Annotated in this window: 21 protein-coding genes; 15 read left to right on the top strand and 6 right to left on the bottom strand. The window is 69.7% G+C overall.

Features of this window, described 5'->3' with window-relative positions; translation table 11 throughout:
- Nucleotides 1–118: 118 nt before the first annotated feature.
- Nucleotides 119–949 (bottom strand): aldo/keto reductase, encoded by an 831-nt coding sequence (locus EPL04_RS07965; RefSeq protein ID WP_368276167.1) that lies wholly within the window; start codon nt 947–949, stop codon nt 119–121.
- A gap of 153 nt (nt 950–1102) precedes the next feature.
- Between EPL04_RS07965 and EPL04_RS07960 the strand changes: the two genes are divergently transcribed.
- Nucleotides 1103–1804, top strand: coding sequence for a helix-turn-helix domain-containing protein (locus tag EPL04_RS07960; protein WP_134670962.1), 702 nt, complete (start codon nt 1103–1105; stop codon nt 1802–1804).
- Between the two features lie 2 nt (nt 1805–1806).
- Here the strand turns inward: EPL04_RS07960 and EPL04_RS07955 are convergent, their stop codons facing one another.
- Entirely contained in the window at nt 1807–2655 is an 849-nt protein-coding gene (locus EPL04_RS07955; RefSeq protein WP_134670798.1) for an SDR family oxidoreductase, read from the bottom strand.
- A gap of 121 nt (nt 2656–2776) precedes the next feature.
- On the opposite strand from EPL04_RS07955, the gene EPL04_RS07950 reads away from it, so the two are divergent.
- The 8 genes from EPL04_RS07950 (at nt 2777) to gltB (ending at nt 15123) form a co-directional block, all read left to right on the top strand.
- Entirely contained in the window at nt 2777–4201 is a 1425-nt protein-coding gene (locus EPL04_RS07950; protein WP_209019601.1) for an ABC transporter substrate-binding protein, read from the top strand.
- A gap of 2 nt (nt 4202–4203) precedes the next feature.
- Complete coding sequence (locus EPL04_RS07945; protein ID WP_134670796.1) at nt 4204–5019, top strand: ABC transporter ATP-binding protein; 816 nt, start codon at nt 4204–4206, stop codon at nt 5017–5019.
- A 40-nt stretch (nt 5020–5059) separates the two neighbouring features.
- Nucleotides 5060–5758: an ABC transporter ATP-binding protein gene (locus EPL04_RS07940; protein WP_134670795.1), complete on the top strand. Its 699-nt coding sequence runs from the start codon at nt 5060–5062 to the stop codon at nt 5756–5758.
- Nucleotides 5755–6810 (top strand): branched-chain amino acid ABC transporter permease, encoded by a 1056-nt coding sequence (locus EPL04_RS07935; RefSeq protein WP_134670794.1) that lies wholly within the window; start codon nt 5755–5757, stop codon nt 6808–6810. The genes EPL04_RS07940 and EPL04_RS07935 overlap by 4 nt, the downstream gene beginning before the upstream one ends.
- Nucleotides 6811–6973: 163 nt before the next feature.
- Entirely contained in the window at nt 6974–8098 is a 1125-nt protein-coding gene (locus EPL04_RS07930; protein ID WP_209019600.1) for a branched-chain amino acid ABC transporter permease, read from the top strand.
- On the top strand, nt 8095–9126 hold the full coding sequence (locus tag EPL04_RS07925; RefSeq protein ID WP_134670793.1) for a 3-oxoacyl-ACP synthase: 1032 nt from the start codon (nt 8095–8097) through the stop codon (nt 9124–9126). Before EPL04_RS07930 ends, EPL04_RS07925 begins: the two co-directional genes overlap by 4 nt.
- A gap of 105 nt (nt 9127–9231) precedes the next feature.
- Nucleotides 9232–10479, top strand: coding sequence for an MFS transporter (locus EPL04_RS07920; RefSeq protein WP_134670792.1), 1248 nt, complete (start codon nt 9232–9234; stop codon nt 10477–10479).
- 96 nt (nt 10480–10575) lie between these two features.
- A complete protein-coding gene (gene gltB, locus EPL04_RS07915; RefSeq protein WP_134670791.1) occupies nt 10576–15123 on the top strand; it encodes a glutamate synthase large subunit in 4548 nt (1515 codons plus the stop codon).
- A 79-nt stretch (nt 15124–15202) separates the two neighbouring features.
- On the opposite strand, the gene EPL04_RS07910 is transcribed toward gltB, so the two are convergent.
- Nucleotides 15203–15967: a GNAT family N-acetyltransferase gene (locus tag EPL04_RS07910; protein ID WP_244605500.1), complete on the bottom strand. Its 765-nt coding sequence runs from the start codon at nt 15965–15967 to the stop codon at nt 15203–15205.
- Between the two features lie 195 nt (nt 15968–16162).
- Here EPL04_RS07910 and EPL04_RS07905 point away from each other — a divergent pair, with 195 nt between their 5' ends.
- The 3 genes from EPL04_RS07905 to EPL04_RS07895 all read left to right on the top strand — a co-directional run bounded on the left by EPL04_RS07905 (nt 16163) and on the right by EPL04_RS07895 (nt 19113).
- A complete protein-coding gene (locus EPL04_RS07905; protein ID WP_134670790.1) occupies nt 16163–17152 on the top strand; it encodes an NAD-dependent epimerase/dehydratase family protein in 990 nt (329 codons plus the stop codon).
- A gap of 146 nt (nt 17153–17298) precedes the next feature.
- Entirely contained in the window at nt 17299–17970 is a 672-nt protein-coding gene (locus EPL04_RS07900) for a hypothetical protein (protein ID WP_134670789.1), read from the top strand.
- A 93-nt stretch (nt 17971–18063) separates the two neighbouring features.
- Nucleotides 18064–19113, top strand: coding sequence for an NAD(P)-dependent glycerol-1-phosphate dehydrogenase (locus EPL04_RS07895; RefSeq protein WP_134670788.1), 1050 nt, complete (start codon nt 18064–18066; stop codon nt 19111–19113).
- Here the strand turns inward: EPL04_RS07895 and EPL04_RS07890 are convergent.
- Nucleotides 19110–19541, bottom strand: coding sequence for a DoxX family protein (locus EPL04_RS07890; RefSeq protein ID WP_134670787.1), 432 nt, complete (start codon nt 19539–19541; stop codon nt 19110–19112). The two genes, EPL04_RS07895 and EPL04_RS07890, sit on opposite strands and share 4 nt — an antisense overlap.
- A 318-nt stretch (nt 19542–19859) precedes the next feature.
- On the opposite strand from EPL04_RS07890, the gene EPL04_RS07885 reads away from it, so the two are divergent.
- Nucleotides 19860–20462, top strand: a complete 603-nt coding sequence (locus EPL04_RS07885; protein WP_134670786.1) for a DUF7344 domain-containing protein — start codon at nt 19860–19862, stop codon at nt 20460–20462.
- Between the two features lie 30 nt (nt 20463–20492).
- Here EPL04_RS07885 and EPL04_RS07880 read toward each other — a convergent pair whose 3' ends face one another.
- Nucleotides 20493–22310 (bottom strand): S9 family peptidase, encoded by a 1818-nt coding sequence (locus EPL04_RS07880; protein WP_134670785.1) that lies wholly within the window; start codon nt 22308–22310, stop codon nt 20493–20495.
- A 355-nt stretch (nt 22311–22665) separates the two neighbouring features.
- Here EPL04_RS07880 and EPL04_RS07875 point away from each other — a divergent pair, with 355 nt between their 5' ends.
- Both EPL04_RS07875 and EPL04_RS07870 read left to right on the top strand, forming a co-directional pair.
- Entirely contained in the window at nt 22666–23280 is a 615-nt protein-coding gene (locus EPL04_RS07875; RefSeq protein ID WP_134670784.1) for a DUF7344 domain-containing protein, read from the top strand.
- Between the two features lie 48 nt (nt 23281–23328).
- Complete coding sequence (locus tag EPL04_RS07870; protein WP_134670783.1) at nt 23329–24468, top strand: glycosyltransferase; 1140 nt, start codon at nt 23329–23331, stop codon at nt 24466–24468.
- 16 nt (nt 24469–24484) lie between these two features.
- On the opposite strand, the gene EPL04_RS07865 is transcribed toward EPL04_RS07870, so the two are convergent.
- Complete coding sequence (locus EPL04_RS07865; RefSeq protein WP_134670782.1) at nt 24485–25207, bottom strand: hypothetical protein; 723 nt, start codon at nt 25205–25207, stop codon at nt 24485–24487.
- Nucleotides 25208–25252: the final 45 nt, after the last annotated feature.

Raw genomic sequence — 25252 nt, 5'->3', positions numbered from 1 at the left:
GGCGACTGCGCTACCCCCGGCGACGAATTCCCAAAACGACCACAAACGGCGTTGATTTACTGAATCCGCGGAAACGCAACGCGGCGTGCGAAAGCCGTCACCGGTCCGACCCTCCGGCTCAGTTCCAGGGACCGAAGTCGGGGTCGACCTGTCGCTCACGGGTGTCGATCGACTCGATCTTTGCGACGTCTTCGTCGTCGAGGTCCAGATCTCGGGCGCCCCAGTTGTCGAGGATGTGCTCCTCGCTGGTCGCCTTCGGGATCGCGGCGACGCCGTCGCGCTGGAGGAGCCACGCGAGGCTGACCTGCGCGGGCGAGGCGTCGTGCTTCTCGGCGATGTCCTGAATCTCGGGCACGTCGAACACCTCGCCGCGGGCCAGCGGCGAGTACGCCACGAGGTTCACGTCGTGTTCGCGGCCGTACTCGACCAGTTCGTCCTGCGGGAGCAGGGGGTGCATCTCGACCTGATTCGCGAATACGGGCGCGTCGAGGATCTCGCGGGCCTCGTCGAGGTGGCGCGGCTCGAAGTTCGAGACCCCGACGTTCTCGATCAGTCCCTCCTCGTAGAGCTGATCGAACGCCGAGAGGGTGCCCTCGGGGTCGTACTCGTTGGCGGGCCAGTGGACGTACAGCAGGTCGACGTAGTCGACCCCGAGCTTGTCGAGGCTCTCCTCGGCCGTCGAGAGCACGTCGTCGTGGGCGAGGTTGCTCGTCCAGATTTTGGTGGCGAGGAACACGTCCTCGCGGTCGACGTCGGCGGCGGCGATCCCCTCGCCGACCGACTCCTCGTTGTCGTAGGCCTGCGCCGTGTCGATGTGTCGGTACCCCGCTTCGAGCGCGGTCCGGACGCTCTCTGCACACTGGTCGCCCTCGGTGTTCTGCCACGTTCCGAGACCGAGTCGCGGCATCTCGTCTAACATCTCGTCGTCGGTGAGTTCAGTCGAAGCCATAGCGTCCCGGTTTTGGATCAGCCGGGGGAAAGTGGTTTCGACAACGGAAATCCGCGCCGTGAGCCGTCGGCGCCCGCTCGCAGAACCTGCCGGAACCGAAGGAAATATTTTTAACCCGGCTACCGTATGTGGCTCAATAGCAAGGTCAGAGCGATGATAGACACCACGCTGGACATCGAGCAGTACGACTGTCCCTTCATCGCCACCACCGACGAGCACGGCGTCGGCTTCTCGGCCATCCAGTGGGACTTCGACCGGGTCGAAGACCGACTCGAGACTCGGATGGTCGTCGAGGCCGACGACCGCGAGGCGCTCACGGCCGGACTCTCGGCGCTCCGGGACCGGGAGAACGTCCGCGAGTACGGGCTGTTGACCCGCCGGGGGAACGTCGCGCACATCCGCACCGTCATCGGCGAGACCGACGCGATGGCCGCGATCAGGGACAACGGCGGCTACATCACGGGGCCGTTCTACATCGAGGACGGTAGCGAGATCTGGCACGTCGGCTTCGACGACGTCGAGGCCGCCGACACCACCCTCTCGGAGCTCGAACGCGACAACGAGTTCGACGTGCTCGACCGCGAGAACACCGAGCTCCCCGAGATGCAGGACTTCGTCCAGAACGCGGGCGCGGCGATGACGCTCATCGAGGGGTGTCGGGACCTCTCGGACGTCGAGCGCCAGACCCTCGAGACCGCGGTCTCGGACGGCTACTTCGAGAGCCCCCGCGGGGCGACGCTGGGCCACCTCGCCGACGAGTTCGACGTCTCGAAGCCCGCGGTCTCGAAGAACCTCCGGCGGGGCCAACAGAAGATGATCCAGCGAGTCATCGAGGCGATGGACGAACTGGAGTGAGCCTACTCGTAGGTCAGCGTCATCCCGCCGTCGAAGCGCAGGTCCCCGCCGTTGAGGTGACTCGCGTGCCGGGAGAAGCCGAACGCGAACAGGTTCGCGACCTCCGCGGGCGTCATCATCTCGCCGGTCCGCGACTGGCCGAGCATCACGTCCTCGACGACCTCCCGAACCGAGACGCCCCGCTGGTCGGCGGTCTCCGGTATCTGGTCGGTCACGAGCGGCGTCTTGACGTAGCCCGTACTGACCGAGAACGACCGCACGTCGCCGTCGCCCTCGGCCGCGATCGACTGGGTGAGCCCCCGGAGTCCGAACTTCGCGACGTTGTACGCGACCTTGTCGGCGGTCGTGTAGTGGCCGTGGACCGACGCCATGTTGCCGACACAGCCGAACCCGCGCTCGCGCATCCGGGGCAGGCAGTGCTTGGCGAGTTCGACCGGCGCGCGCACCATCACGTCCTGCATCGCGTCGTAGACGTCCATCGGAAACTCCTCGATGGGATCGACGTGTTGCATCCCGGCGACGTTCGCGAGGAAGGCGACGGTTCCGTGGTCGGCGGCCGCCTCGACGATCTCGGGAACGTCTTCTCGGAGGTCGCCCGCGACCGTCTCGACCCGGCCCTCGACGCCGAGTTCCGCGGCCGTCTCGACGGTTCCGTCGAGCCCGGCCTCGTCGATGTCCGTGGCCACGACGGTGAGCCCGTTCGCGGCCATCGTGAGCGCGGTCGCCCGCCCGATGCCGGAGGCCGCGCCCGTCACCAGACAGACGTTCTCCGGGGCGAATCGGTCGTCCTCGAGCACGAGAAAGTCCTCGAGCGAGAGTTCCGGCACGTCGATGTGGTCGGCGTCGGACATACCTCCCTACGCGAACCGAATCAGTGAATAACCGCGGGTTAATTGATGAATGCGAGACAGTGCTTCACATGTTAACCCCGCAAACTTTGCCGGATAGAACGCCTCTGTTCGACTCGTCATGGTGGACGACAGCGTTTCACGGCGGCGATGGCTCACTGCACTCGGCGGGGCCGGTGTGGCCGGACTCGCCGGCTGTACGGGCGGCGAGGGCGAACAGGAGACGACGACCGACGGGACGACTACGGAAGGCGACTCAGGCATGACGGAAACGACGGCGACGACGACCGAACAGGCGACCGCGTCGGGCGCGGTCAAGATCGGGGTGCTCCAGCCGACCTCCAGCGACCTCCAGTACTACGGGAAACAGGCGCTGTGGGGATTCTACTCCGGGCTGGCGTACAAGGGCGACACCGACCCGATCGACAGCGCGAGCACGGGGACCTACACCACGTCGGTCGGCGACGTTGACTACGAACTCGTGGTACGGGACACCCAGTTCGCGGCCGATCGGGCCCAGTCGCTCGCGACCGATCTCGTCCAGAGCGAGGACGTAGACATGCTGTTCGGCTGTGCGTCGTCGGGGGCGGCCAACCGCGTCATCAACACGGTCGCGAAGCAGGCCCAGGTGCCGTACATGGTCGGGCCCGCGGCGTCGGCCGACGTGACCGCGAGCGGCGAGACCTGCGGCGACCTCGTCTTCCGCGCGAGCGAGAACACCGCGATGGACGCCCGGTCGGGCGGCAAGTACGTCGCCGAGGAGACCGACGTGAGCTCGGTGTACCTGTTCGGCGCCGACTACTCGTTCGGCCGGGCGGTCGTGAACAACTACGAGCAGGTCCTCCGCGAGGAGGGCGTCGAGATCCTCGACAAGAAGTTCGTCCCGCAGGGGTACTCCGAGTGGGAGGGACTGCTCGACAACGCCCAGGACGCTGGGGCGGAGGGCATCGTCGGCGGGTTCACCGTCGCGACGCTCCCGAAACTGTTCACCGCGTTTCTCAACGGCGATTACGACTACCGGGTGTTCGGCGGCCTCGCGACCCGGATCACCAATCAGGTCGTGGGCCAGACCCTCCAGAAGGCGCTCGGGGACCTGACCGCCGAGAAGATCGCCGACGCCAAACTCGGTCCGTTCACGACGCGGTACCACTGGAACCAGTACGAGAACGACATCAACGCCGAGTTCGTCGAGACCTACACCGACACCTACGGCGTGGTGCCGGACCTGTTCACGTCGGGGTGTTTCACCGCGGCGTCGGCCATCTCGCAGGCGGTCACCGAGAGCGGCTCGACCGAGGGCGCCGACATCGCTCAGGCCCTGCGCGGGATGACCGTCCGAGACACCCCGAAGGGCGAGGGCGGCTACACGTTCCAGGAGTACAACAATCAGGCCCGGTCGGCGATGACCGTGGCCGATCTCGTGCCGACGAGCGACGAGTGGGCCGACAACTGGGACGCGGCCGTGATGCCGAGCGAGCCCCTCTCGACTATCGGGAAGGACAAGACCACGATCCCCGCCGAGGGGAACCAAATGGGCTGTTCGCTGTAGGCATGCTGCGGACTGCCGGACTGACGAAGGAGTTCGGCGGCCTCACGGCCGTCGACGACGTCGATTTCGAACTCGAAGACGGCGAACTCTGCTCGCTCATCGGGCCGAACGGCGCGGGCAAGACGACGTTCTTCGACCTGCTGACGGGCGTACTGACCCCCACGCGGGGAACCATCGAGCTCCGAGCCGACGAGGGGTGGCGCGACGTGACCGACGCGACGCCCTACGAGGCCGCGAACCTCGGACTCCACCGGTCGTACCAGATCACCAACGTCTTCCCGACGAGCACGGTGCTGGAGAACGTCCGGATCGCGGCTCAGGCCGCCAGCGCCGACGGCGCGAAGCTCTGGCGCAACGTCGGGGCGTTCGACGCCCACATCGAGGAGGCCCGCGCCATCCTCGACCGGGTCGGGCTCGCCGACGAGGCCGAGGCGACCGCCGACAGCCTGAGCCACGGCGCGAAACGCCAGCTCGAAGTCGCCATCGCGCTCGCGGGCGACCCCGACGTGCTCTTGCTCGACGAACCGAACGCCGGCGTCTCCTCCGAGAGCGTCGACCGCATCATCGAGCTCATCGAGGACGTCGCGACCGACCACGCGGTCCTGCTGGTCGAGCACAACATGGACATCGTGATGAACGTCTCGGACCGCATCGTGGTCCTGAATCAGGGCGCGGTCATCGCCGACGGTCCCCCGGAAGACGTGCGGGGCGATCCCGCGGTCCAAGAGGCGTACCTCGGCGGCTACGAGGCCGGGAGTCTGCGCCGCGAGGCCGAAAGCGAAACCGCCGGGACCGACCCGGAGGAGGGGACGGCGTGAGCGCAGACGGACCCACCGACTGCTCGAAGGAGCTGATCGAATGACACTGCTCGAAGTCGAAGACGCCCACACCTACTACGGCGAGAGCCACATCCTCGAAGGCGTCTCGCTCGAAGTCGAGGAGGGCGAGGTCGTCGCGCTCGTCGGCCGGAACGGGGTGGGCAAGACCACGACGCTCCGAACCGTCCTCCAGCTCACCCCGCCCCGGCGCGGGACCGTCCGGCTCCGCGGCGAGGACGTGACCGGCCGGGAGACCCACGAGATCGCCGACCGCGGCGTCGGCTGGATCCCCGAGGAGCGACGCATCTTCGCACAGCTGTCGGTCGAAGAGAACGTCCGGGTCGCGGTCCCCGACGGGCGGGCGGTCGGCGCGGCGCTCGACCGCGCGTTCGAGACGTTCCCCGACCTCCGGGACCACCGGAGCCGGGACGCCGGCACCCTCTCGGGGGGCCAACAGCAGATGCTCGCGCTGGCCCGCGGGCTGGTCGGAGACAACGACCTGCTTCTGGTCGACGAGCCAAGCGAGGGGCTCGCGCCGCTGATCGTCGAGCGCGTCGCCGAGGCGCTGGCCGACGCGGCCGAGGACACCACCCTCCTGCTGGTCGAGCAGAACCTCCCGCTGGCGCTCGATCTGGCCGACCGCTTTTACCTGATCGACAACGGCTCGGTCGTCGACGAGGGGGACGCCGCCGAGACGTCCGCCGACGACGAGCGGCTCAGGAGGTATCTCTCGGCATGACGGGGGTCGCCGTCGGCGCGGTCGGGCTCGACTCGGCGCTCGCCGACCCCGTCGTGCTCGCGGGCTTCGTCGACGCGCTCGCGGAGTTCCTCCGGCCGCGCAACCTCGCGTCGGTGTTCGTCGACGGCCTCGCGAAGGCCGCGCTGTACGTGATGATCGCCGGCGGGCTCACTCTCATCTTCGGCCTGATGGGCGTCCTGAACTTCGCCCACGGCTCGATGACGATGATCGGGGCGTATCTGGGCGGCCTGCTGATGGTGTTGGCGGTCGGGCAGGCCACCGGCGACGCGGCGCGGCTCGCGCTGTTTTTCGTCGCGCTCGCGGTTACGTTCGCGGCCCTCGCCGGGCTCGGGGGCGCGATCGAGATCGGGCTTGTCAGGCGGCTCTACGACCGGCCGCCGGTGTACCAGATCCTCCTGACCTTTGGGGTCACGCTCGTGCTCGACGAACTCGTCCGCATCGTGGTGCTGTTCTACGGGATGCAGCCCACCAGCGACTGGCAGGCCGCGCTCGCGACCAAGCCCGGCGTCCTCGACTCGTCGGTCGATCTCGGACTCGTCTCGGTGCCGGGCCTCGACCTGTTCGAGATCGCGATCGGCGCGCTCACGGTCGCGGGACTGTGGGCGTTCCTCACGAAGACCCGGTACGGGCTGATGATCCGGGCCGGTAGCGAGGACGCCGAGATGACCGAGGCGCTCGGGATCGACGTCCGCCGGGTGTTCACGGTGGTGTTCGCGCTCGGCGCGGGCGTCGCCGGCGTCGCCGGCACCCTGCTGATGTGGGACGGCTCGTGGGCCGCCAGCGTCCCGCTCGCGGCCGACACGCTCCTGCCGGCGTTCGTCGTGGTCATCATCGGCGGGCTCGGCACCTTCCGGGGCACCGTGGTCGCCGCCCTCATCGTCGGGATGGCCGACGCCGTCACGACGTGGTGGTTCGTCAACGAGATCGAGTTCTCGGGACTGCCCGAGATCACCATCTTCCTCATCCTCGTGGTGATGTTGATCCTCCGGCCCCAGGGGCTGTTCGGCGTCGAGGAGGTGGGCGGCCATTAGCGCCGAAACCGCGGACGCCCCGCCCGAGACCGACTCGGAGACGGCGGCGTCGTGGCCCGTCCGGTACCTCCGCGAGCACCTCGCGCACCTCGCGGTGATCGGCGTCTTCGCGGCGTATCCGGGGCTCTACTCGGTGCTGGTGAACTCCCCGGTCGGCGCGGAGATGGAGACGGTCCTGCCGCAGGTCGAGACCATGGTCGCGGTGCTTTACTTCGGCCTGTTCGCGATGTCGTTCGACTTCATCAGCGGCTACACGGGGTATCTCTCGTTCGGGCACGCCGCCTTCTACGGCACCGGGGCGTACTTCGTCGTGCTCGCGGCCAACGGCAAGATACCCCTGCTCGGGCCGGACACGTCGTTTGTCGCCTTGCTCGTGATCGGCGGGCTGATCGCGGTCGGGCTCGCGATCCTCATCGGCGCGGTGTCGTTCCGGCTCACCGGCGTCTACTTCGCGATGATCACGCTCGGGTTCTCGCAGGTGCTGTACGTGCTGGTCCGCGACTGGGGGTATCTGGCGTCGAACCCCCGGGACGGCCCCGCGGTGCTCGGACGCACCGAGCCGTTCTCGATCGGCGTGCCGGGCGTCGACTCGCTGGACCTCGCGATCGGCCAACTCGCCGGCGAGAGCGTCGAGGGGCTGTTCGGCGTGCTCGAGTTCACCGCGACCGAGGTGTCGTACTACATGATCGGGCTCGTCGTGCTGGCGTCGTACTTCGCGATGCAACGAATCATCCACTCGCCGTTCGGCAAGGTGCTGATCGCGATCCGGGAAAACGAGGAGCGCGCCGAGGCCATCGGCTACAACACCTTCTGGTACAAGCTCGGAGCGTTCGCGGTCAGCGCCTTCTTCGCCGCGGTGGCGGGCGGCCTGCTCGCGGGGTTCCGGCGGTCGGTCTCGCCCGACGGCACCTTCTACTTCCTGGTGACCGGCGACGCGCTGTTGGCCTCCATCATCGGCGGGTTCGGCACGCTCGCCGGCCCGCTGTACGGCTGGCTGTTCGACGAGGGGGTCACCGAGTTCCTCTCGAAGCGCGGGGAGGGCGGCGGCCTGCTCCCTTACCTCCGGGACAACCTCGGGGAGGGACTGCTCTCGACCGAGGTGTTCGACGGCCTCACGGTCGGGGAGGCGATCAACACCTTCCTCAACGGCCACGCCGAACTGTACATCGGCGTGCTGTTCGTGCTGTTCGTCCTCTTCGTGCCCAGCGGACTCCTCGGCACCGTCCGCGACCGGGTCGGCGGTCCGGTCGGCGAAGCGATCGCCAGCCGGCTACGGGGTGAGCGATGACCGACCCCGCGCCGACGGTCGGGCTCACCGGCTACGGTACCTACGTCCCGGACGGCGTCGTCACCGGCGAGGAGATCGCCGCCGAGAGCGGCGTCCCCGAGGACGTGGTGGTCGAGAAGATGGGCGTCCGCGAGAAGCGGGTCTGTCCGCCCGACGCCGACCACGCGACCGACATGTGCGTCTCGGCCGCCGAGGCGGCGCTCGCGGACGCCGGCCTCGCGCCCGCGGACGTCGATATGGTGCTGTATCACGGGAGCGAGTACAAGGACTTCTACGTCTGGAGCGCCGCCGCCGACGTCGCCGAGCGACTCGGCGCCGACGAGGCGTTCGCGGTCGAGAGCTACGCGCTGTGTGCGGGCGCGCCGCTCGCGCTCCGACAGGCGAGGGCCCAACTGCGCGCCGACGCCCCCGAGACGGCGTTACTCGTGGCCGCGAGCCGCGAGGAGGACCTCGTCGACTACGCCAACGAGGACGCCTCGTTCATGTTCAACTTCGGGAGCGGGGCGTGCGCGATGGTGCTGGAGTCCGAGCCGGGCGAGCGCGCTCGCGCTACGCTCGGGGAGAGCGCCGCGATCACGGACGGCAGTTTCTCCGAGGACGTGGTAATGCCCGCGGGCGGCTCGCGGAACCCGCCGAGCACGGCGACGGTCGAGCAGGGACTGCACACGCTCGACGTGCCCGATCCCGACGGGATGAAAGAGCGCCTCGGGGCGGTGAGCCTCCCGAACTTCCTTCGGGTGGCCGACGACGCCCTCTCGCGGTCGGGCTACGACCGCTCGGACCTGGACTTCGTGGCGCTCACCCACATGAAGCGGTCGTTCCACGAGTTGCTGGTCGAGGAACTCGACGCGGCTGACTACTACCTCGACGAGTACGGCCACGTCCAGAGCGTCGATCAGGTGCTCGCGCTCGACGCGGCGCTCGACCGCGGCCTCGTCGAACCCGGGGACCTCGTCTGCTTTCTCGCGGCCGGGACCGGCTATACGTGGGCCGCGACGATTCTGGAGTGGCGCGGCGACGGTGCGTGATCGCGTCGATCGCCGCGACCGCTCGAAGCTCGCGATCCGTCGTCGCGCCGACCGCCGGGCGACCGCTTCCGAAACTGCTTTTCGACCGGCACGCACCCTACCGGTGTGAACGAGGAGAAGTTTCAGTTCTACGCGCTGTATCTCACGCGGTTCGCCAGCGGCTTCGGGTTCATCACGCTGGTGACCCTGCTCCCGACGTACGTGAACCTCTTCGACGCCTCGAACCTCGTCGTCGGGCTGTTCACGACGGCGTTCACGCTCGCCCAGACCGCGGCTGTCGTCCCGCTGGCGTGGGCGGGCGACCGCGGGGACAAGCGGCTGGTGCTGGCGGGCTGTCTCGGACTCGCGGCCGTGACCTACGTCGCGTTCGCGCTCGTCGGGTCGAGCCTCCAGTTCGTGGCCGCCCGGGCGCTTCAGGGCGTCGCGGTCACCGGCACCGGGCTGATGTCGCTCGCGCTGATCGGCGAACTCGCGCCCGCCGACGCCCGGGCGACCCACATCGGACGGGCAAACGCCGCCCGGTTCGGCGCGAGCATCCTCGGCAGTCTCGGGGCGGGGAGCCTCCACGGGCTGTACGGCTTCGAGGCGGTGTACGCCGTCCTCGTCGGCCTGCTCTTGCCCGCGCTGGTCGGGGTCTGGTGGTTCGTCGACAGCGACGGGACGACGATCGCCGGCAACCCCTTCGCCGGCCTCGCGTTCAACCGACGACTGCTCACTCTCACGAGCTTTCGTGCCCAGTACGCGGTCGCGGTCACGCTGGTCCGGACGTGGGTCCCCCTCTACGCCGGGCTGGAGGTCGCCCGCGGCGGGCTCGGGTACACGGAGACGGCGCTCGCGGTGAGCCTGCTCATCACCGCCGAGAAGGCCACCAACATGCTGTGTCAGCCCTACACGGGCCGGCTCTCCGATTGGGCGGGCCGGTCGCTGTTCGTGTTCGTCGGCGGCGGCCTCTACGGGCTGGTCGCGCTCGCGGTGCCGTTCACCCCCGCGATCGGCTCGTTCGTCGGCGCGCCCGAGACGTTCCCGGTCGTCGGAACGCTGTCGGCGGCGTTCCTGCCGCTTTTGACCTGTAACGCCCTGCTCGGTGTGGCCGACAGCCTCCGCGAGCCCGCGAGCATGGCGCTGTTCGCCGACGAGGGCACCGAGGACGGCTCGGTCGCCTCCAGCTTCGGCATCCGGGAGCTGGTCTGGCGGCCCGGGAGCGTGCTCGCGCCGATGCTCGGCGGCGCGCTCATGGGCGTCGGGATGCAGTGGGTGTTCTTCGTCGGCGCGGGGGCGGCCTTTAGCGGGATCCTCACGTTCTTCGGCATCCTCGCGCGCGATCACGGCGCTCGGGCGCTCACGCAGTGGTAAAGGCCGACCAAACAGTATTATTGGCCTTATGTGGCATTAATACGTCCTTAGTCATTCAGGGGTAGGCTCTTGTACGGCGTCCCGAATAGCACGCCCGTGACCCACGAGCACTCTACGCACACAGACGACCGCCGAGGCCTCGGTTCGCCCGACGACGCGCGCGCGAACTGCGGGGTCGGCGTCGTCGCGGACCTCCGCGGACGCGACCCGGGCGACGGCGACCACGAGGTCCTCGCCGACGGCCTCGCGCTCCTCGAACGCCTCGAACACCGCGGAACCACCGGCGCCGAGGAGAACACCGGCGACGGCGCCGGCGTGATGCTGGAGACGCCCCACGACTTCTTCGCCGAGGTGGTCCCGGACCTCCCCGCCCGCGGCGAGTACGCCGTCGGTTCGCTGTTCTTACCGACCGACGACGCGGCTCGGCGCGATCTTCGGGAGCGCATCGAGTCGGTGCTCGCCGACGACGGCCTCGACGTGTTCCACTGGCGGGCGGTTCCGACCGACGGCGCCGACCTCGGGGCAACCGCGCTCGACGCCGAGCCCGCGATCTGGCAGTGTTTCGTCCGGCCCGGGGGCGATCTCTCGGCCGACGCGTTCGACCGGCGACTCTACGTCGCCCGCAGGGCCCTGGAGAAGGCCGTCGAGACGCCCGAGGACCTCTACGTCTGCTCGCTCGACCGCGAGACGGTCGTCTACAAGGGACTGCTGAAAGGCGACCAGTTGGCGGGCTACTTCCCGGACCTGACCGACGACCGCGTCGGGACGCGGTTCGTACTGGTCCACGCCAGATTCTCGACCAACACGCTCGGGGCGTGGCACCTCGCCCATCCGTACCGGAACGTCGTCCACAACGGGGAGTTCAACACGATCCGGGGGAACGTCAACTGGATGCGGGCCCGCGAGACCGACCTCGACACCGACCGGTTCGACCCCGACCGCGTGACGCCCGTCGTCACCGACCCCGAGGGAAGCGACACGTCGATGGTCGACGACACCCTCGAACTCCTGTTGCAGGCGGGCCGAGACCTCCCGCACGCGCTCAGACTGCTGGTCCCCGAGGCGTGGCGCAAGGACGACCGGATGGCCGACGACCGCCGGGCGTTCTACGACTACCACGCCTCGCTGGTCGAGCCGTGGGACGGCCCCGCGCTCGTGGCCGGGGCCGACGGCGGCCGGATCGGCGCGGTGCTCGACCGCAACGGGCTCCGGCCCTGCCGGTACGACGTGACCGACGACGACCGGCTCGTGATGGCGAGCGAGGCCGGCGCGCTCGACCTGCCCGAGTCCGAGATCGTCGAGCGCGGCCGGCTCGAACCCGGCCAGCTGTTTCTGGCCGACGTGACCGCGGGCCGGATCGTCCCCGACGAGGAGGTGTTCGACGACCTCACCGAGCAACCGTACGGCGAGTGGGTCGACCGCGAGCAAGTCGAACTCGACGCGCCCGCCGATCCGACGCCCCGCGCCGGAGGGTCGGCGGGCGACGATCCGGCGGCGGCCGACGTCTCGCTCCGGGCCGCGCAGGCGGCCTTCGGCTACACGCGCGACGAGCTCGATCAGTTGCTCGAACCGATGGCGACCACCGGGAAAGACCCCGTCGGGTCGATGGGCGACGACACGTCGCTGTCGGTGCTCTCGGCGTTCGATCGCCCGCTGTTCTCGTACTTCAAACAGCTGTTCGCGCAGGTGTCGAACCCGCCGATCGACTACCTCCGGGAGGACTGTGTCACCAGCCTCGACACCCGGCTCGGCCGCCAGCGAAACCTCCTCGGGGAGACGCCGGCCCACGCCCGCCAGCTCCGGCTCGACTCGCCGGTGTTGACCGACGCCGAGACGGCCGGCCTGCGCGAGTGTGACCTCCCGAGCGAGACCGTCGACATCACCTACGCGCCCGACGTCGACCTCGAAGCCGCGGTCGAGCGCGTCCGGACCGACGCCCGCGAGGCGATCGAGTCGGGCGCCGAACTCGTGGTGCTGTCGGACCGCCGGGTCGGCGAGGACCGGCTCGCGGTGCCGAGCCTCCTCGCGACGGGGGCAGTCCACCACCACCTCGTCCGGAACGGCCTGCGCAACCACGCCGGCCTCGTCGTGGAGTCGGGCGACCCCCGGACGGTCCACCACCTCGCCTGCCTCGTCGGCTACGGCGCTGGCGCGGTCAACCCCTACCTCGCCTACCGGTCGATCGGCGACGTGGTGGCCGGCCCCGAGGGGGCCGACGAGGCCGACGCGGCCGACGCCTACGTCGGGGCCTTAGAGGACGGCCTCCAGAAGACGATGGCGAAGATGGGCATCTCGACGGTCGAGAGCTACCGCGGCGCCCAGATATTCGAGGCGGTCGGGCTCGATTCGGGCTTCGTCGCCGAGTACTTCGAGGGCACCGAGAACCGGACCGAGGGGATCGGGATCCCGGAGATCGAGGCCGACCTCCGCGAGCGCCACGAGGTCGCGTTCGGCGACGATCCCGACGTCGAGCGCCAGGGCGAGTTCGAGCACCGCTCGGGCGGGCGCCACCACCAGTGGAACCCCGAGACGGTCGGGACCCTCCAGCGGGCGGTCCGAGAGGGCGACTACGACACCTACCGGGAGTTCGCGGCCCAGACCAACGACCGGAGCGAGCGACTCCAGACGCTCCGGGGACTGCTCGAGTTCGACGCGCCGGATCGGGAGTCGATCCCGATCGAGGACGTCGAACCGGTCGAAGACATCGTCGAGCGCTTTTCGACCGCCGCGATGAGCCTCGGGTCGCTCTCGCCGGAGGCCCACGAGAACAACGCCGTCGCGATGAACCGGCTCGGCGGAAAGGCAAACACCGGCGAGGGCGGCGAGCCCCCCGAGCGGTTCGGCACCGAGCGGGAGTGTTCGGTCAAGCAGGTCGCGTCGGGCCGGTTCGGCGTGACCAGCGCGTACCTGGAGAGCGCCGACGAGCTCCAGATCAAGATGGCTCAGGGCTCGAAGCCCGGCGAAGGCGGTCACCTGCCGGGCGGCAAGGTCGACGAGACGATCGCCGGCGTCCGGTACGCCACGCCCGGCGTCGGGCTCATCTCGCCGCCGCCCCAGCACGACATCTACTCGATCGAGGACCTGAAACAGCTCGTCCACGACCTGAAGGTCGCGAACGAGGACGCCGACATCAACGTCAAGCTGGTCTCTGAGGCCGGTATCGGCACCATCGCGGCCGGCGTCGCGAAGGCCAACGCCGACGTGGTCCACATCTCGGGCCACTCGGGCGGCACCGGCGCGAGCCCCCGCACCTCGATCAAGCACGCCGGCCTGCCGTGGGAACTCGGGCTCGCGGAGGCGAACCAACTGCTCCGGGAGACCGGCCTGCGCTCGCGCATCCGGGTGAGCGTCGACGGCGGGCTCAAGACCGGCCGGGACGTGGCGGTCGCGGCGCTTCTGGGCGCCGAGGAGTACGTCTTCGGCACCGCGAGCCTCGTCACGTCGGGGTGCGTGATGGCCCGCCAGTGCCACGAGAACACCTGTCCGGTCGGGGTGGCGACCCAGCGTGAGGACCTCCGGGCACGGTTCCCCGGCGAGCCGGACCACGTCATCAACTACATGACGTTCATCGCCCGGGAGCTCAGGGCGGTCATGGCCGACCTCGGCTTCGAGACCGTCGAGGAGATGGTCGGCCGGGTCGACTGTCTCGACCAGCGGTCGGTCGACCACCCGAAGGCCCGCGGCCTCGACCTCTCGGCGGTGCTCGCCGAGCCGGCCGACCCCGGGCCGACCGACCCTCGACGCACCAAGACCCGCCCGCAGACCCACGAAATCGACGACCACCTCGACCGGGACCTGCTCGCGGCCGCCGGGAACGCGATCGAGCGGGGCGACCCGGTCGAGGTCGAGGCCTCGGTCACCAACGAGGACCGGGCGGTCGGCGCGATGCTGTCGGGTCGGGTCTCCGAGCGCCACGGCGAGGGTGGGCTCCCGGACGGCACGATCGCGTGCTCGCTCCGGGGGACCGCCGGCCAGAGCTTCGGCGCGTTCCTCCAGTCCGGGGTCGATCTCAGCCTCGTCGGCGCGGCCAACGACTACCTCGGCAAGGGGCTGTCGGGCGGTCGGATCGCGGTCACCACGCCCGCCGACGCCGGCTACGACCCCGCCGAGAACGTCGTCGTCGGCAACGTCGCTCTCTACGGCGCGACCGGCGGCGAGGTGTACGTCAACGGCGTCGCCGGCGAGCGGTTCGGCGTGCGCAACTCCGGCGCGAAGGCGGTCGTCGAGGGCGTCGGCGACCACGGCTGTGAGTACATGACCGGCGGCGTCGTCGCGGTGCTCGGCGAGACCGGCAAGAACTTCGCGGCGGGGATGAGCGGCGGGGTCGCCTACGTGTACGACGACGACGGCGCGTTCGCCGAGAGGGCCAACACGGGGATGGTCTCGCTCGACGAGTCGCTGTCGGCCCGCGACGAGGCGGTGTTGGGCCGCCTCCTCGAAAACCACGTCGCCTACACGGACAGCGATCGGGCGGCGGCGGTGCTCGCCGACTGGGACCGGGCGGTCTCGCGGTTCGTGAAAGTGATGCCCGAAGCCTACGAGCGGGCCGTCTCCGAGGAGGGCCGCGAGGACGTTCGGAACGCGCTCCCGCCCCGGGCCGACGACCGGGAGGGCGCGAGCCTCGTCGCCGGCGGGGCGGACTGAGAGTCGCCGCAAGCGGCCCGTCCGGACGACCGCCCGGGAAACTGCACCGCGCCGTTCGAAGTCGGCGAGAAAGAGCGACCTACAGGTAGGCGGCGTCCCACCGCGCGGGCTTTTTCTGGTTGCCACAGTCGTTGCACTTCAGCCGCTCCATCGAGTCCATCGCGTTGTCGAAACTCTCGCAGTTCGAGCAGAACCACCCGAACAGGTCCTGGGCGTCCTCGTCGCTGTACGCCGCGTAGAAGGGAGCCTTCGACCCCCGGTCGCTCTCGGCCCAGTTGACGTAGAGGGTCCGCCCGTCGTACTCCCGGGACTCGAACTTGGCCCGGCCCTCGTGGCCGTAGACGTTCTCGACGTAGGTCTCGCCGCCGATCTCGGTCTCGCGGCTGTTCACCGTCTCGAAGCCGTTTGCCTCGTAGAACGAACACCCCTGCTCGTTGTCCGCGAGGACGGCCGCGGAGATCTGCTCGGCGCCCCGCTCGGAGAGGGCGGCCTGCGTCTGTTTCAGCAGAGTGGTCCCGACGCCTTTGTCGCGGTTTCCGGGGTCGACGTGGAGCCAGAGGATGGTCGCGGTACCGTCCTCGGGCAACACGAGGCTCTGGGAGAAGCCGACCACCTCGTCGCCGGCGACCGCGAGGAGGTAACACATCCCCTCCTCGTCGAGTTCGGCCCCTAGCGCGTCGTCGTCGTACCACCGTTCGACCGCCTGTTCGACCGTCTCCTCGCCGAGTACGTCGTCGTAGGAGGCGTGAAGCGACTGCAACGCGACCTCGCGGATGCCCGCGACGTCGCTCGACTCCGCCTCGCGGATCTCGATGCCGTCCGAGTCGGCCTCTCTCTGTCCCATACCACCAACGTACGACGGTGTTCACAATAAGTGTTGTACCCGTCCGAAACAAACGCATAATCGTTCGCGGACGCGACTCCGATCAGCGAAAAACTGCACGAACGTCATCGGCGCTCCCGGTCGTCCGGGGCGTCCGCGACGACGGCCGTTCGACGCGTCCGGTAGGATTTTTGGGCGGGCGGGTCATCGTGGCGTATGGACACCGCACTCGTCATCGGCGGCACGCGGTTCGTCGGCCGCCATCTGGTCGAGCAACTGCGCGAGCACGACTACGACGTGACCATCTTCAACCGCGGAAACCACGACAACCCCTTCGCCGACGCGGCCGACGTCGACCGCGTTGAGGGCGACCGGACCAACGACTCCGCGCTCGAACTCGCGGCCGAGCGGGTCGACCCCGACGCCGTCTTCGACTGCGTCGCCTACAAGCCCCGCGAGGTCCGGGCCGCGACCGAGATATTCGCCGACGTCGACGCCTACGTCTACGTCTCCAGCGGCGACGCCTACGCCAGCGAGGAGATCCCCAAGCGCGAGGGCGAGACGGCGCTCCGGCCCTGCACGGCCGAGCAGGCGACCGACGACTCGGGCGACACCTACGGCAACCGGAAGGCCGAGGGCGACCGCGCGATCGCGGCCGCCGCCGACCGCGGGGTGAACGCCTACAGCGTCCGGCCCTGCATCGTCTACGGCCCCTACGACTACACCGAGCGCCTCGACTACTGGATCGATCGGGTGGCGAACTACGACCGCGTGGTGGTGCCCGGCGACGGCGACAACGTCTGGCATCGTGCGTACGCCCCGGACGTGGCGAGCGCGCTCCGGATCGTCGCCGAGGAGGGGACGCCCGGCGAGGCGTACAACGTCGGCGACCGGCGCGCCGTGACGATCGACGAGATGGTCGAACTGATCGCCGACGCGCTCTCCACCGACGTGGAGGTCGTCCACGCCGGCGACCGCGAACTGGCGGCCGCCGATCTCTCGGCCGAGGACTTCGTGCTCTATCGGGAGTACCCCCACCTCCTCGACACCGCCAAGCTCGCCGATCTCGGGTGGGAGTCGACGCCGCTCGACGAGGCGATGGCTCGAACGGTCGAAGAACACCTCGACAGCGACCGCGACGGCGCCGAGTGGGATCCGGGCCGGGAGGCCGAACGGCGAGTCCTCGGCGTGCTCGATACGCTCTGAGCGATCGAGAAGACGTTAACCCCGCCGTTCGACCGTTCGAAGGCCCGTGCTACCCGTTTCAGGTGGCTGATAACAATCACCCCCGAGAGCGACTGGTAGCTCATGGCACGCACGCGTCGCAACCGAGCCGGGTCCGGGGGTCGGCGATGATCCGCCACGCGCTCCGGGCGACGGTCCGGGCGTTCGGCGTCGTCGCCACGACCGCCGTCGAGGTCACCGCGCTGTCGGTGTGGCTCGGGCTCGTCGCCGACGCGTCCCCGCTGTCGATTCCGGCGGCCGTCGGCGTCGCCGCGCTCGGCGCCGGCCTGCTCGTGGCGGGGCTGGGCGCCCACGTCACCGTCAAGGGGTGGCGCCGCGAGGTGCCGGCCCCGCCCGTGGTGGCGCTCGCGCTCGCCGAGACGGCCCTGTGGGTCGGGTGGTTCGGCGCCGTCCGGCGAGTCGGCGACCCCGTCGGGGTCGCGTTGGTCGGGGTCGCGCTCGCGGTCGGACTCGCGCCGCGTCACGCGATCGCGGACAACCTCCTCCGGAGTCGCCGGCCGCTCTCGACGCTGGTCGGGCGGGTGCCGGCGGGCCTCGCGCTGGTCGAGGCCGCGGGCGCGACCGTCTGGGTGCTCGTCGTCACCGGGTGGGTCGTCGTCCCGGAGTGGGTCGTCACCGTCCCGACGGCGGGGTTCTCGGCCGGCGCCGTCGTGGGCGGGGGCGTGCTCGCCGGCGCGCTGTTCGTCCGGCACGCGCTCGCGGTGCGGTACGCGCTCCGGGCGAACCGCGACGTCGGGACCGCGGGCTGGCAGTCGTCGTGGGGGACGCCGCCGGAGTGAGTCGGTCGGCGAGCCGACCGCGCCTCCGCGGGCGCCGGACCGACCCCGCCGGAGAGGGCAAACTGTTTCACCCGCCGCGAGAGAACCGTAGGTATGTTCGACAAGTCGACGTGGATTCGGCTCCCGCGCAACGTGGTAGTCGGCCACGGCGTGCTCGACCAGACGGTCGAGGCGGTCTCGGAGCTCCACCTCCGGGGCCGGCCGCTGGTCGTCACCAGCCCGACGCCCCGCCGGGTCGCGGCCGACCGGGTCGCCGAGGAGTTCGCGGCGGCCGGCGACGACCCCGAGACCGTCGTGGTCGAGGACGCCAGCTTCGACGCGGTCCAGCGAGTGATCGAGGTCGCTCGCGAGGCCGACGTCGGCTACCTCGTCGGCGTCGGCGGCGGCAAGGCCATCGACATCGCCAAGATGGCGAGCCACGACCTCGAAACCGGCTTCGTCTCGGTGCCGACCGCCGCGAGCCACGACGGCATCGTCTCGGGCCGGGGTTCGGTTCCGGAGGGCGACACCCGCCACAGCGTCGCGGCCGCGCCGCCGCTGGCGGTCGTGGCCGACACCGAGATCCTGGCCGACGCGCCGTGGCGGCTCACCACCGCCGGCTGTGCCGACATCATCAGCAACTACACCGCGGTCAAAGACTGGCGGCTCGCCAACCGGCTCCAGGGCGTCGAGTACTCTCACTACGCCGCCGCGCTCGCCGAGATGACCGCCGAGATGCTGGTGGGCAACGCCGACACCATCAAGGAGGGCTTAGAGGAGTCGGCGTGGGCCGTCGTGAAGGCGCTCGTCTCCTCGGGGGTCGCGATGTCGATCGCCGACTCCTCGCGACCCGCCAGCGGCGCCGAGCACCTCTTTTCCCACCAGCTCGATCGCATGGTGCCCGACGCCGCGCTCCACGGCCATCAGGTCGGGGTCGGCACCATCGTCGCCGAGTACCTCCACGGCGGCGACTGGCGCGGGGTCCGGGAGGCGCTCGCGACCATCGGCGCGCCCACCACCGCCGCGGAGTTGAGCATCGACGACGCGACCGTGGTGGCGGCGCTCACCTCGGCCCACGAGATCCGGGACCGCTACACCATCCTCGGCAACGGGATGAGCGAGGCCGCCGCGGTCGAGGCCGCCGAGACCACGGGCGTCATCTAACGCTCGTCGTCGGCGATCCCGAGGAACGCCAGCGCGCCGCCAAGCAACGCGAGGTTCTTGACGAAGTGGGCCTGCTGTTGGTCGCGCTCTGCCTCGTCGTCGATCGTCCAGAAGTCGTGCATCAGCGGCGTGGTCGCCGCGAGGAACGTCGCGACCGCGCCGGCCGCCAGCCGCGGGAGCTTCCAGACCGCGAGCCCGGCGCCGCCGAACACCAGCGCGCCGCTGATCGCGGGCACCGCGGCCTCGGGCCGGGGCGCCCCCTCGCTGTCGGCGTACGCGATCATCCCGTCGAGGTCCCGGAAGTTGTCGAGCGCGGTGAGCGCGAGCGCCCCGCCGAACAGCAGGCGGGCCAGCCTGAACGCCGTCGATTTCGTCGGTCGTTCGGTCGCCGCGTCGTCGCTGTCTCGCTCGGTGGTTTTCAGTGACATCGGCGACGATACGCCGGTGGTCGACTTACGTCTGTTCGCCGCCTTTCGGCGCCGACGGGGCCGGGTCGGGTCGGCGGTTCGGGGTGGCGGTCGCTTCCGGAGCGATCAGTCGGCCCGCCATCGGTCGGTTAGCCGAAGCATATCTCCGAGCCACCGGCGTGGCGTTTCGGGTCTCCGGACGTAGGTGCCGCCTACCTCCTCTCGCGAAGGCGATGATTTCGCGCCTCGGATAATTGTAAGAATTGAGAACATATATTAAGATTGCCACGAGTGCTACGTGTGCGACCGGCCCCGCCTCGCCCGCCCTCCGTGACCACGATGAACACGGAACTCCTCGAACGAACCCAGTCTCAGGACGCGACCGACGAAGACAGCGATCGCGACCGCGACCGCGAGCTCTCCCGGGAGGTGGTCTTCGAGATGCTGAGCAACCAACGCCGCAGGTACGTCGTCGATTATCTCCTCGCACGCGAGGGCCTCGCGGAGTTGCGCGACCTCTCCCGGACGGTGGCGGCGCGGGAGAACGACAAGCGACCCGAGGCGGTGACCGCCGAGGAGCGCCGGCGGGCCTACAACGCGCTCCAGCAGGTCCACCTCCCGAAGATGAACGACGCCGGACTCGTCGAGTACGACGCCGACCGGAGCACGCTCGCCGCGACCGACGACCTCGAAGAGCTACAGGTGTATCTCGAAGTCGTCCCCGGCAACGAGATCCCGTGGAGCCAGTACTACGTTCTGCTGGGACTGCTCTGTGGGTCCGTGACGATCGCGGCGTGGGCCGGGACCCCGCCGTTCGGGAACCTGCCCGGCCTCGCCATCGCGGCCGGGGCGTCGCTGCTGGTGACGGTGTCGGGAGTCGCCCACGTCTATCACAACCGCGAGATGCGCCTCGGCGGGGGCGATCGGCCCCCGAGCGCGTGACCGGCGCGACCGGGCGGTGTCGCTCGCCTCTCAGACGTGCTCGTCGAGGAACTCCGCGACGGTGGTGTAGGCCTCGATCCGGTTCTGGAGTTTCGTAAAGCCGTGGCCCTCGTCGTCGAAGATCAGCTTCTCGACCGGGACGCTCTGATCGGCGGCCTCGGCCGCGATCTGTTCGGCCTCCTCGACCGGGACTCGGGGGTCGTTCGCGCCGTGGAGGACAAGCAGGGGCGCCTCGATGCGTTCGATGTTGTTGATCGGGCTGATCGACTCCAGCAGGTCGCGGTCCTCGTCGAGCGAGCCGTACTCGGCCTCCCGGTGTTCGCGGCGCCAGTCGCCGGTGTTCTCGAGGAAGGTGACGAAGTTCGCGATGCCGACGATGTCGACGCCCGCGGCCCACAGCTCCGGATACTCCGTGAGCGCCGCCAGCACCATGAAGCCGCCGTACGACCCGCCCATGGCGACGATCCGATCGGCGTCGATCTCCGGGCGGTTCCGGAGCCACTCGACGCCGGCCTCGACGTCCGCCACCGAGTCCATCCGCTTTTCGACGTCGTCGAGGTGGGTGTAGGTCGCGCCGTAGCCCGACGACCCCCGGACGTTGGGCTCGAAGTACGCGTACCCGCGGTTCAGGAAGTACTGCTTGACGGGGTGGAAGCTCGGGCGGCGCTGGCTCTCGGGGCCGCCGTGGATGTCGACGACGACCGGGATCTCGCCCGCCTCGGCGTCGCGGTCCGCGCCGTCGGGCACCGAGAAGAACGCCGGGATCTCCCTGTCGTCGAACGTCTCGTAGCGCACGAGTCGGGGGTCGACGAACGACTCTTTCGGGAGTCCCGCCGCGGCGGCGTCGGTCCAGCGTTCGGTGTCGCCGGTCTCGACGTCGACGACGTGGACGTTCGCGTTCTCGGCGCTCCCCGTGACGGCGACCGCGAACCGGTCGGCGTCGCCGTCGAACGCCACGCCGTAGTGGATTCCGCCGGGGAGGTCTGGCGCGGGGAACTCTCGGAACGACGTCTCGGCGGTGAGTTCGCCGACGGTCAGGTCGGTGTAGCCGTCGACGTTGCGGCCGTAGACGAACCGGCCGGTGTCGTCGTCGAGCGCGAACCGCTCGACGTTCCAGTCCCCGCCGTCCGCGACGAGGTCGAGGGCGCCGGTCTCGACGTCGAGGCGCGCGAGGTAGGTCGTGTCGGCGTCCCGGTCGGTCACCAGATAGAGCGCGTCCCCGTCGGGGCCCCACTCGACCTGCTGGTACCGGACGTCGCCGTCGTGGGGCGTGAGGTGATCGAGGTCGCCGGTGTCCAGATCGAGGACGTACACGTCGTAGTCGAAACTTGAGTGCATCTCGACCACCGCGAGCGCGTCGTCGTCGGGCCTCCACCCCGCGACCGAGAGCCAGCCGTCGCCCTCGTGGACGCGCTCGGCGTCGTCGCCGACCTCGTCGCGGCCCTGAACGTAGATGTCGAACGCCGACTCGTCGCGGCGGTTCGACGCGAACGCGAACTCCGAGCCGTCGGCGTTCCACCCGCCCCAGTAGTGGATCGCCTCGGGGGTGTCGGTCAGCGGCGTCACCGTCTCCGCGTCGCCGTCGAGCCGGAACAGCTGGGTGCGTTCGTCCCCGCCCTCGTCCATCCCGAAGACCAGTTCGTCGCGCTCGGGCGACCACGACGCGAAGCTGACCCGCTCGTCCTCGAAGGTGAGCTGGCGGGGCCACCCGGTCGGCTCGTCGAGTCCCCACACCTGCGGGACGCCCGTGGTGTCCATCAGCACAGAGAGGCGCTCGCCGTCGGGCCCGAAGGAGGGGCCCGATGCGGTCCGCACGTTGAGATACCGCTCGAAATCGTAGGTCGGCATGAGACACCGTATCGAGCCGACGGACAAAGCGCTTTGGACTCCGGCATCGGCGCGTCCGTCCGGGCGGTCCCCCCGAGTAGACTCGGCTTATACTCGCCGCGAACGGGTAACTACGGATGGAACTCGGGTAAGCCGAGATTCCGGCCCGTGACACCCTTACGCACGCTCCCGGCACGGGTCGACCCGGTCCGGCCCCGGCCGACGCGACGCCGACCGGAAACCGGTGGAGAACGCCGAGTTTCTACCGACGCGAGCCGACGCAATTTGATGTTACGTTTTTGAACAGTCTCGGGGAGTCCTAAACGGTCGAATCGGTTTATGAGGTCTTCTAACTTCCGTTTCTGCCGAGATTCGTATGGACTCTGGAACTACGCGCCGCGCTCGAAGCGACGCTCGTCTGTCCGGCACGGACGCCGACGGGGCCTCTCCCTCCCGGGACGAGGTGTTCGACGCCGTCAAGAACCTCCGGCGGCGATACGTCGTCTACTACCTCCAGCGATACGGGAGCCCGGTCGAACTCGGCGAACTGGCCGAACAGGTCGCGGCGTGGGAGAACGACACCACCGTCGGCGACGTGTCGCCAAGCGAGCGCAAGTCGGTGTACAGCGCGCTCCACCAGACTCACCTCCCGAAGCTTCAGGCGGCCGGCGTGGTCCACTACGACGCCGACCGGAGTCTCGTGACCACCCCCGACCACGCGGCCCGCCTCGACCTCCAGCTCGCGAGCGACCCGCACACGTCGGTGCCGTGGCACCGGGTCTATCTCTCGCTCGCGGTGCTGAGCCTGCTGGTGTTGGCCTCCGTCTGGCAGGGGGTGGCGCCGTTCGCGATGGTGTCGGCCGTCGAGGTCGCGCTGTTCGTCACCGCCGGGTTCGGTGCGATCGCCATCGGCCACACCTACGACCTGCGGCGCTGGCGCCGACGCGCCGACGGCGCCGCGCCGGACTTCATCCTCGAACTCGACGACTGACTGTCCCGAAGGGTTGGGTTTTTAATCGGGCGCTTCGTGGCGCTTCGTATGCGCGTCGCGTTCGTCTCGGAGACGACGGCCCACCACCGGGAGACCGGGGCGACTCGGCGGACCCGACGCACCGCCGAGGCGCTGGTCGAGCGCGGCCACGACGCGGTCGTCTGCTGTGCGAAGTGGTGGGACGGCGACCACGAGACCTTCGAACAGCGCGGCGTGACCTATCGCGCTGTCACCGACCGCCCCGCCCGCGACGCCCGACGATTCGCCGTCTCGCTCCCGGCCGCGCTCCGGGCGGCCGACCCCGACGTGATTCAGGTGTCGCCCGCCAGCCCCGGCCACGTCCTCGCGGCGAAGGCCGCGGGCGTCGCCGTCCGCGCGCCAGTGGTGGTCGACTGGTACGACTCGCCCGACCCCGGCGACAGCGAGGACCCGCTGTGGCGGCTCGCGGCCCGGCTCCCCGAACTCGTGTTGGCGCCGTCCGAGACGGTCCGGACGCGGATCCGCGAGTTGGGCGCCGACGGCGAGGCCGTCCGGGTGGTTCCGAACGCGATCGACCTCGACGAGATCCGGGCGGCCGAGCCCCGCGAAGTCGCCGACGTGGTCTACTCCCGACGGCTCGACGAGGACGCCAACCTGGAGAGCCTCCTGCTCGCGCTCGCGGAGCTCCGGGACCGAGACTGGTCGGCGGTCGTGATCGGCGACGGGCCCGAACGGGACGTCTACGAGCGACAGGTCCGGGACCTCCGGATCGAAGACCGGGTGTCGTTCGCGGGCGACCAGCCGCTCGAAAACCGGCTCGCGGCGTTCAAGGGCGCCCACGTCTACGCACAGACCGCCCGCCGGGAGTCGTTCCCGACCGACCTGCTCCGGGCGCTGGCTTGCGGCTGTGCGGGCGTCGTCGAGTACCACGTCGATTCGAGCGCCCACGAGCTCGTCGAGCAGGAAGACCGGGCGTTCCGGACGACCAGCGAGCAAGAGCTCACCGACGCGCTGGTCGCGGCCGCCGAGATGGAGCCGATGACCTACAACGAGAACTTCACCGAGTTCGACGAGAGCGCGGTCCTCGACAAGTACCTCGCCGCCTACGACGAGGCCGGCGAGCGGCTGAGCTGGGTCGAGCCCGCCGCGGTGGCCGGCGGCGTGCTGGTGGTCCTCGCGCTGGTCGCGCTCCTGATCGTCGCGCTGTGAGCCGACTGTCGGCCCGTCAGCTTCGGATTCGCTCCCAGCCCCGAAACGTCAACAGGAGTCCCGCCAGTCGCGAGCCGAGCGTCACCGTCGAGTCGGTCCGTCGCTTCCAGTCGGCGTCGCTACAGAAATCGCCGCCCGACGCGACGCAGTGGGTTCTCTCGCCGCCGTACTCCTTGTGGCCCGTTCGGTGCACGAAGTAGTACCCGCCGTCGAACTGGAGTAACTGATTCGTCCGGGCCAACAGCCGATAGGTCACGATCCGTCCCGACTCGACGGCCCTCCGTTCGCGGGGCCGGAGATCGCTCGTCGCCACCATTCGAAGCGGATCGGAGTCGGTCACCGGTTCGAGCGCCAACTGCGCCTCGCCGGCGCGGTCGACGGTCGTCGGGCGGAAGAATCGGTCGCCGAGGGCGACGAGCCTGAACTCCGCGTGGAAGTCGACGCCCGCGCTGGCGCCTCCGGGGACGGGTCCGTTCCGCTGGACGGCGCCAAACACACCGCACGTCCACCGATTCCAGTGGGCCTCGCAGGCGATTTCGTCGTCCACCGGGAGCGGTTCCTTTTCGGCGCCGTCGTCCACGCCGCGGAGTTCCAGCCCCGTTCCGCTCTCGTACTCGACCGAGACCGCGCTGTACTCGTACACCGCATCCGAGCCGAGGTGGACGCCGGGGACCAGCGGATTGAGGAGGAGCGCGAGTCCGGCGGCGAGGACGGCCACCGACACCCATTCGGACTCCATGCGTCTCCGTCAGGAGACCACGACTACCCTCAAGAAAGTGTGGGA

Source organism: Halorussus marinus (assembly GCF_004521895.1).
GTDB classification, from domain to species: domain Archaea; phylum Halobacteriota; class Halobacteria; order Halobacteriales; family Haladaptataceae; genus Halorussus; species Halorussus marinus.
This window is presented reverse-complemented; position numbering and strand designations above follow the sequence as displayed.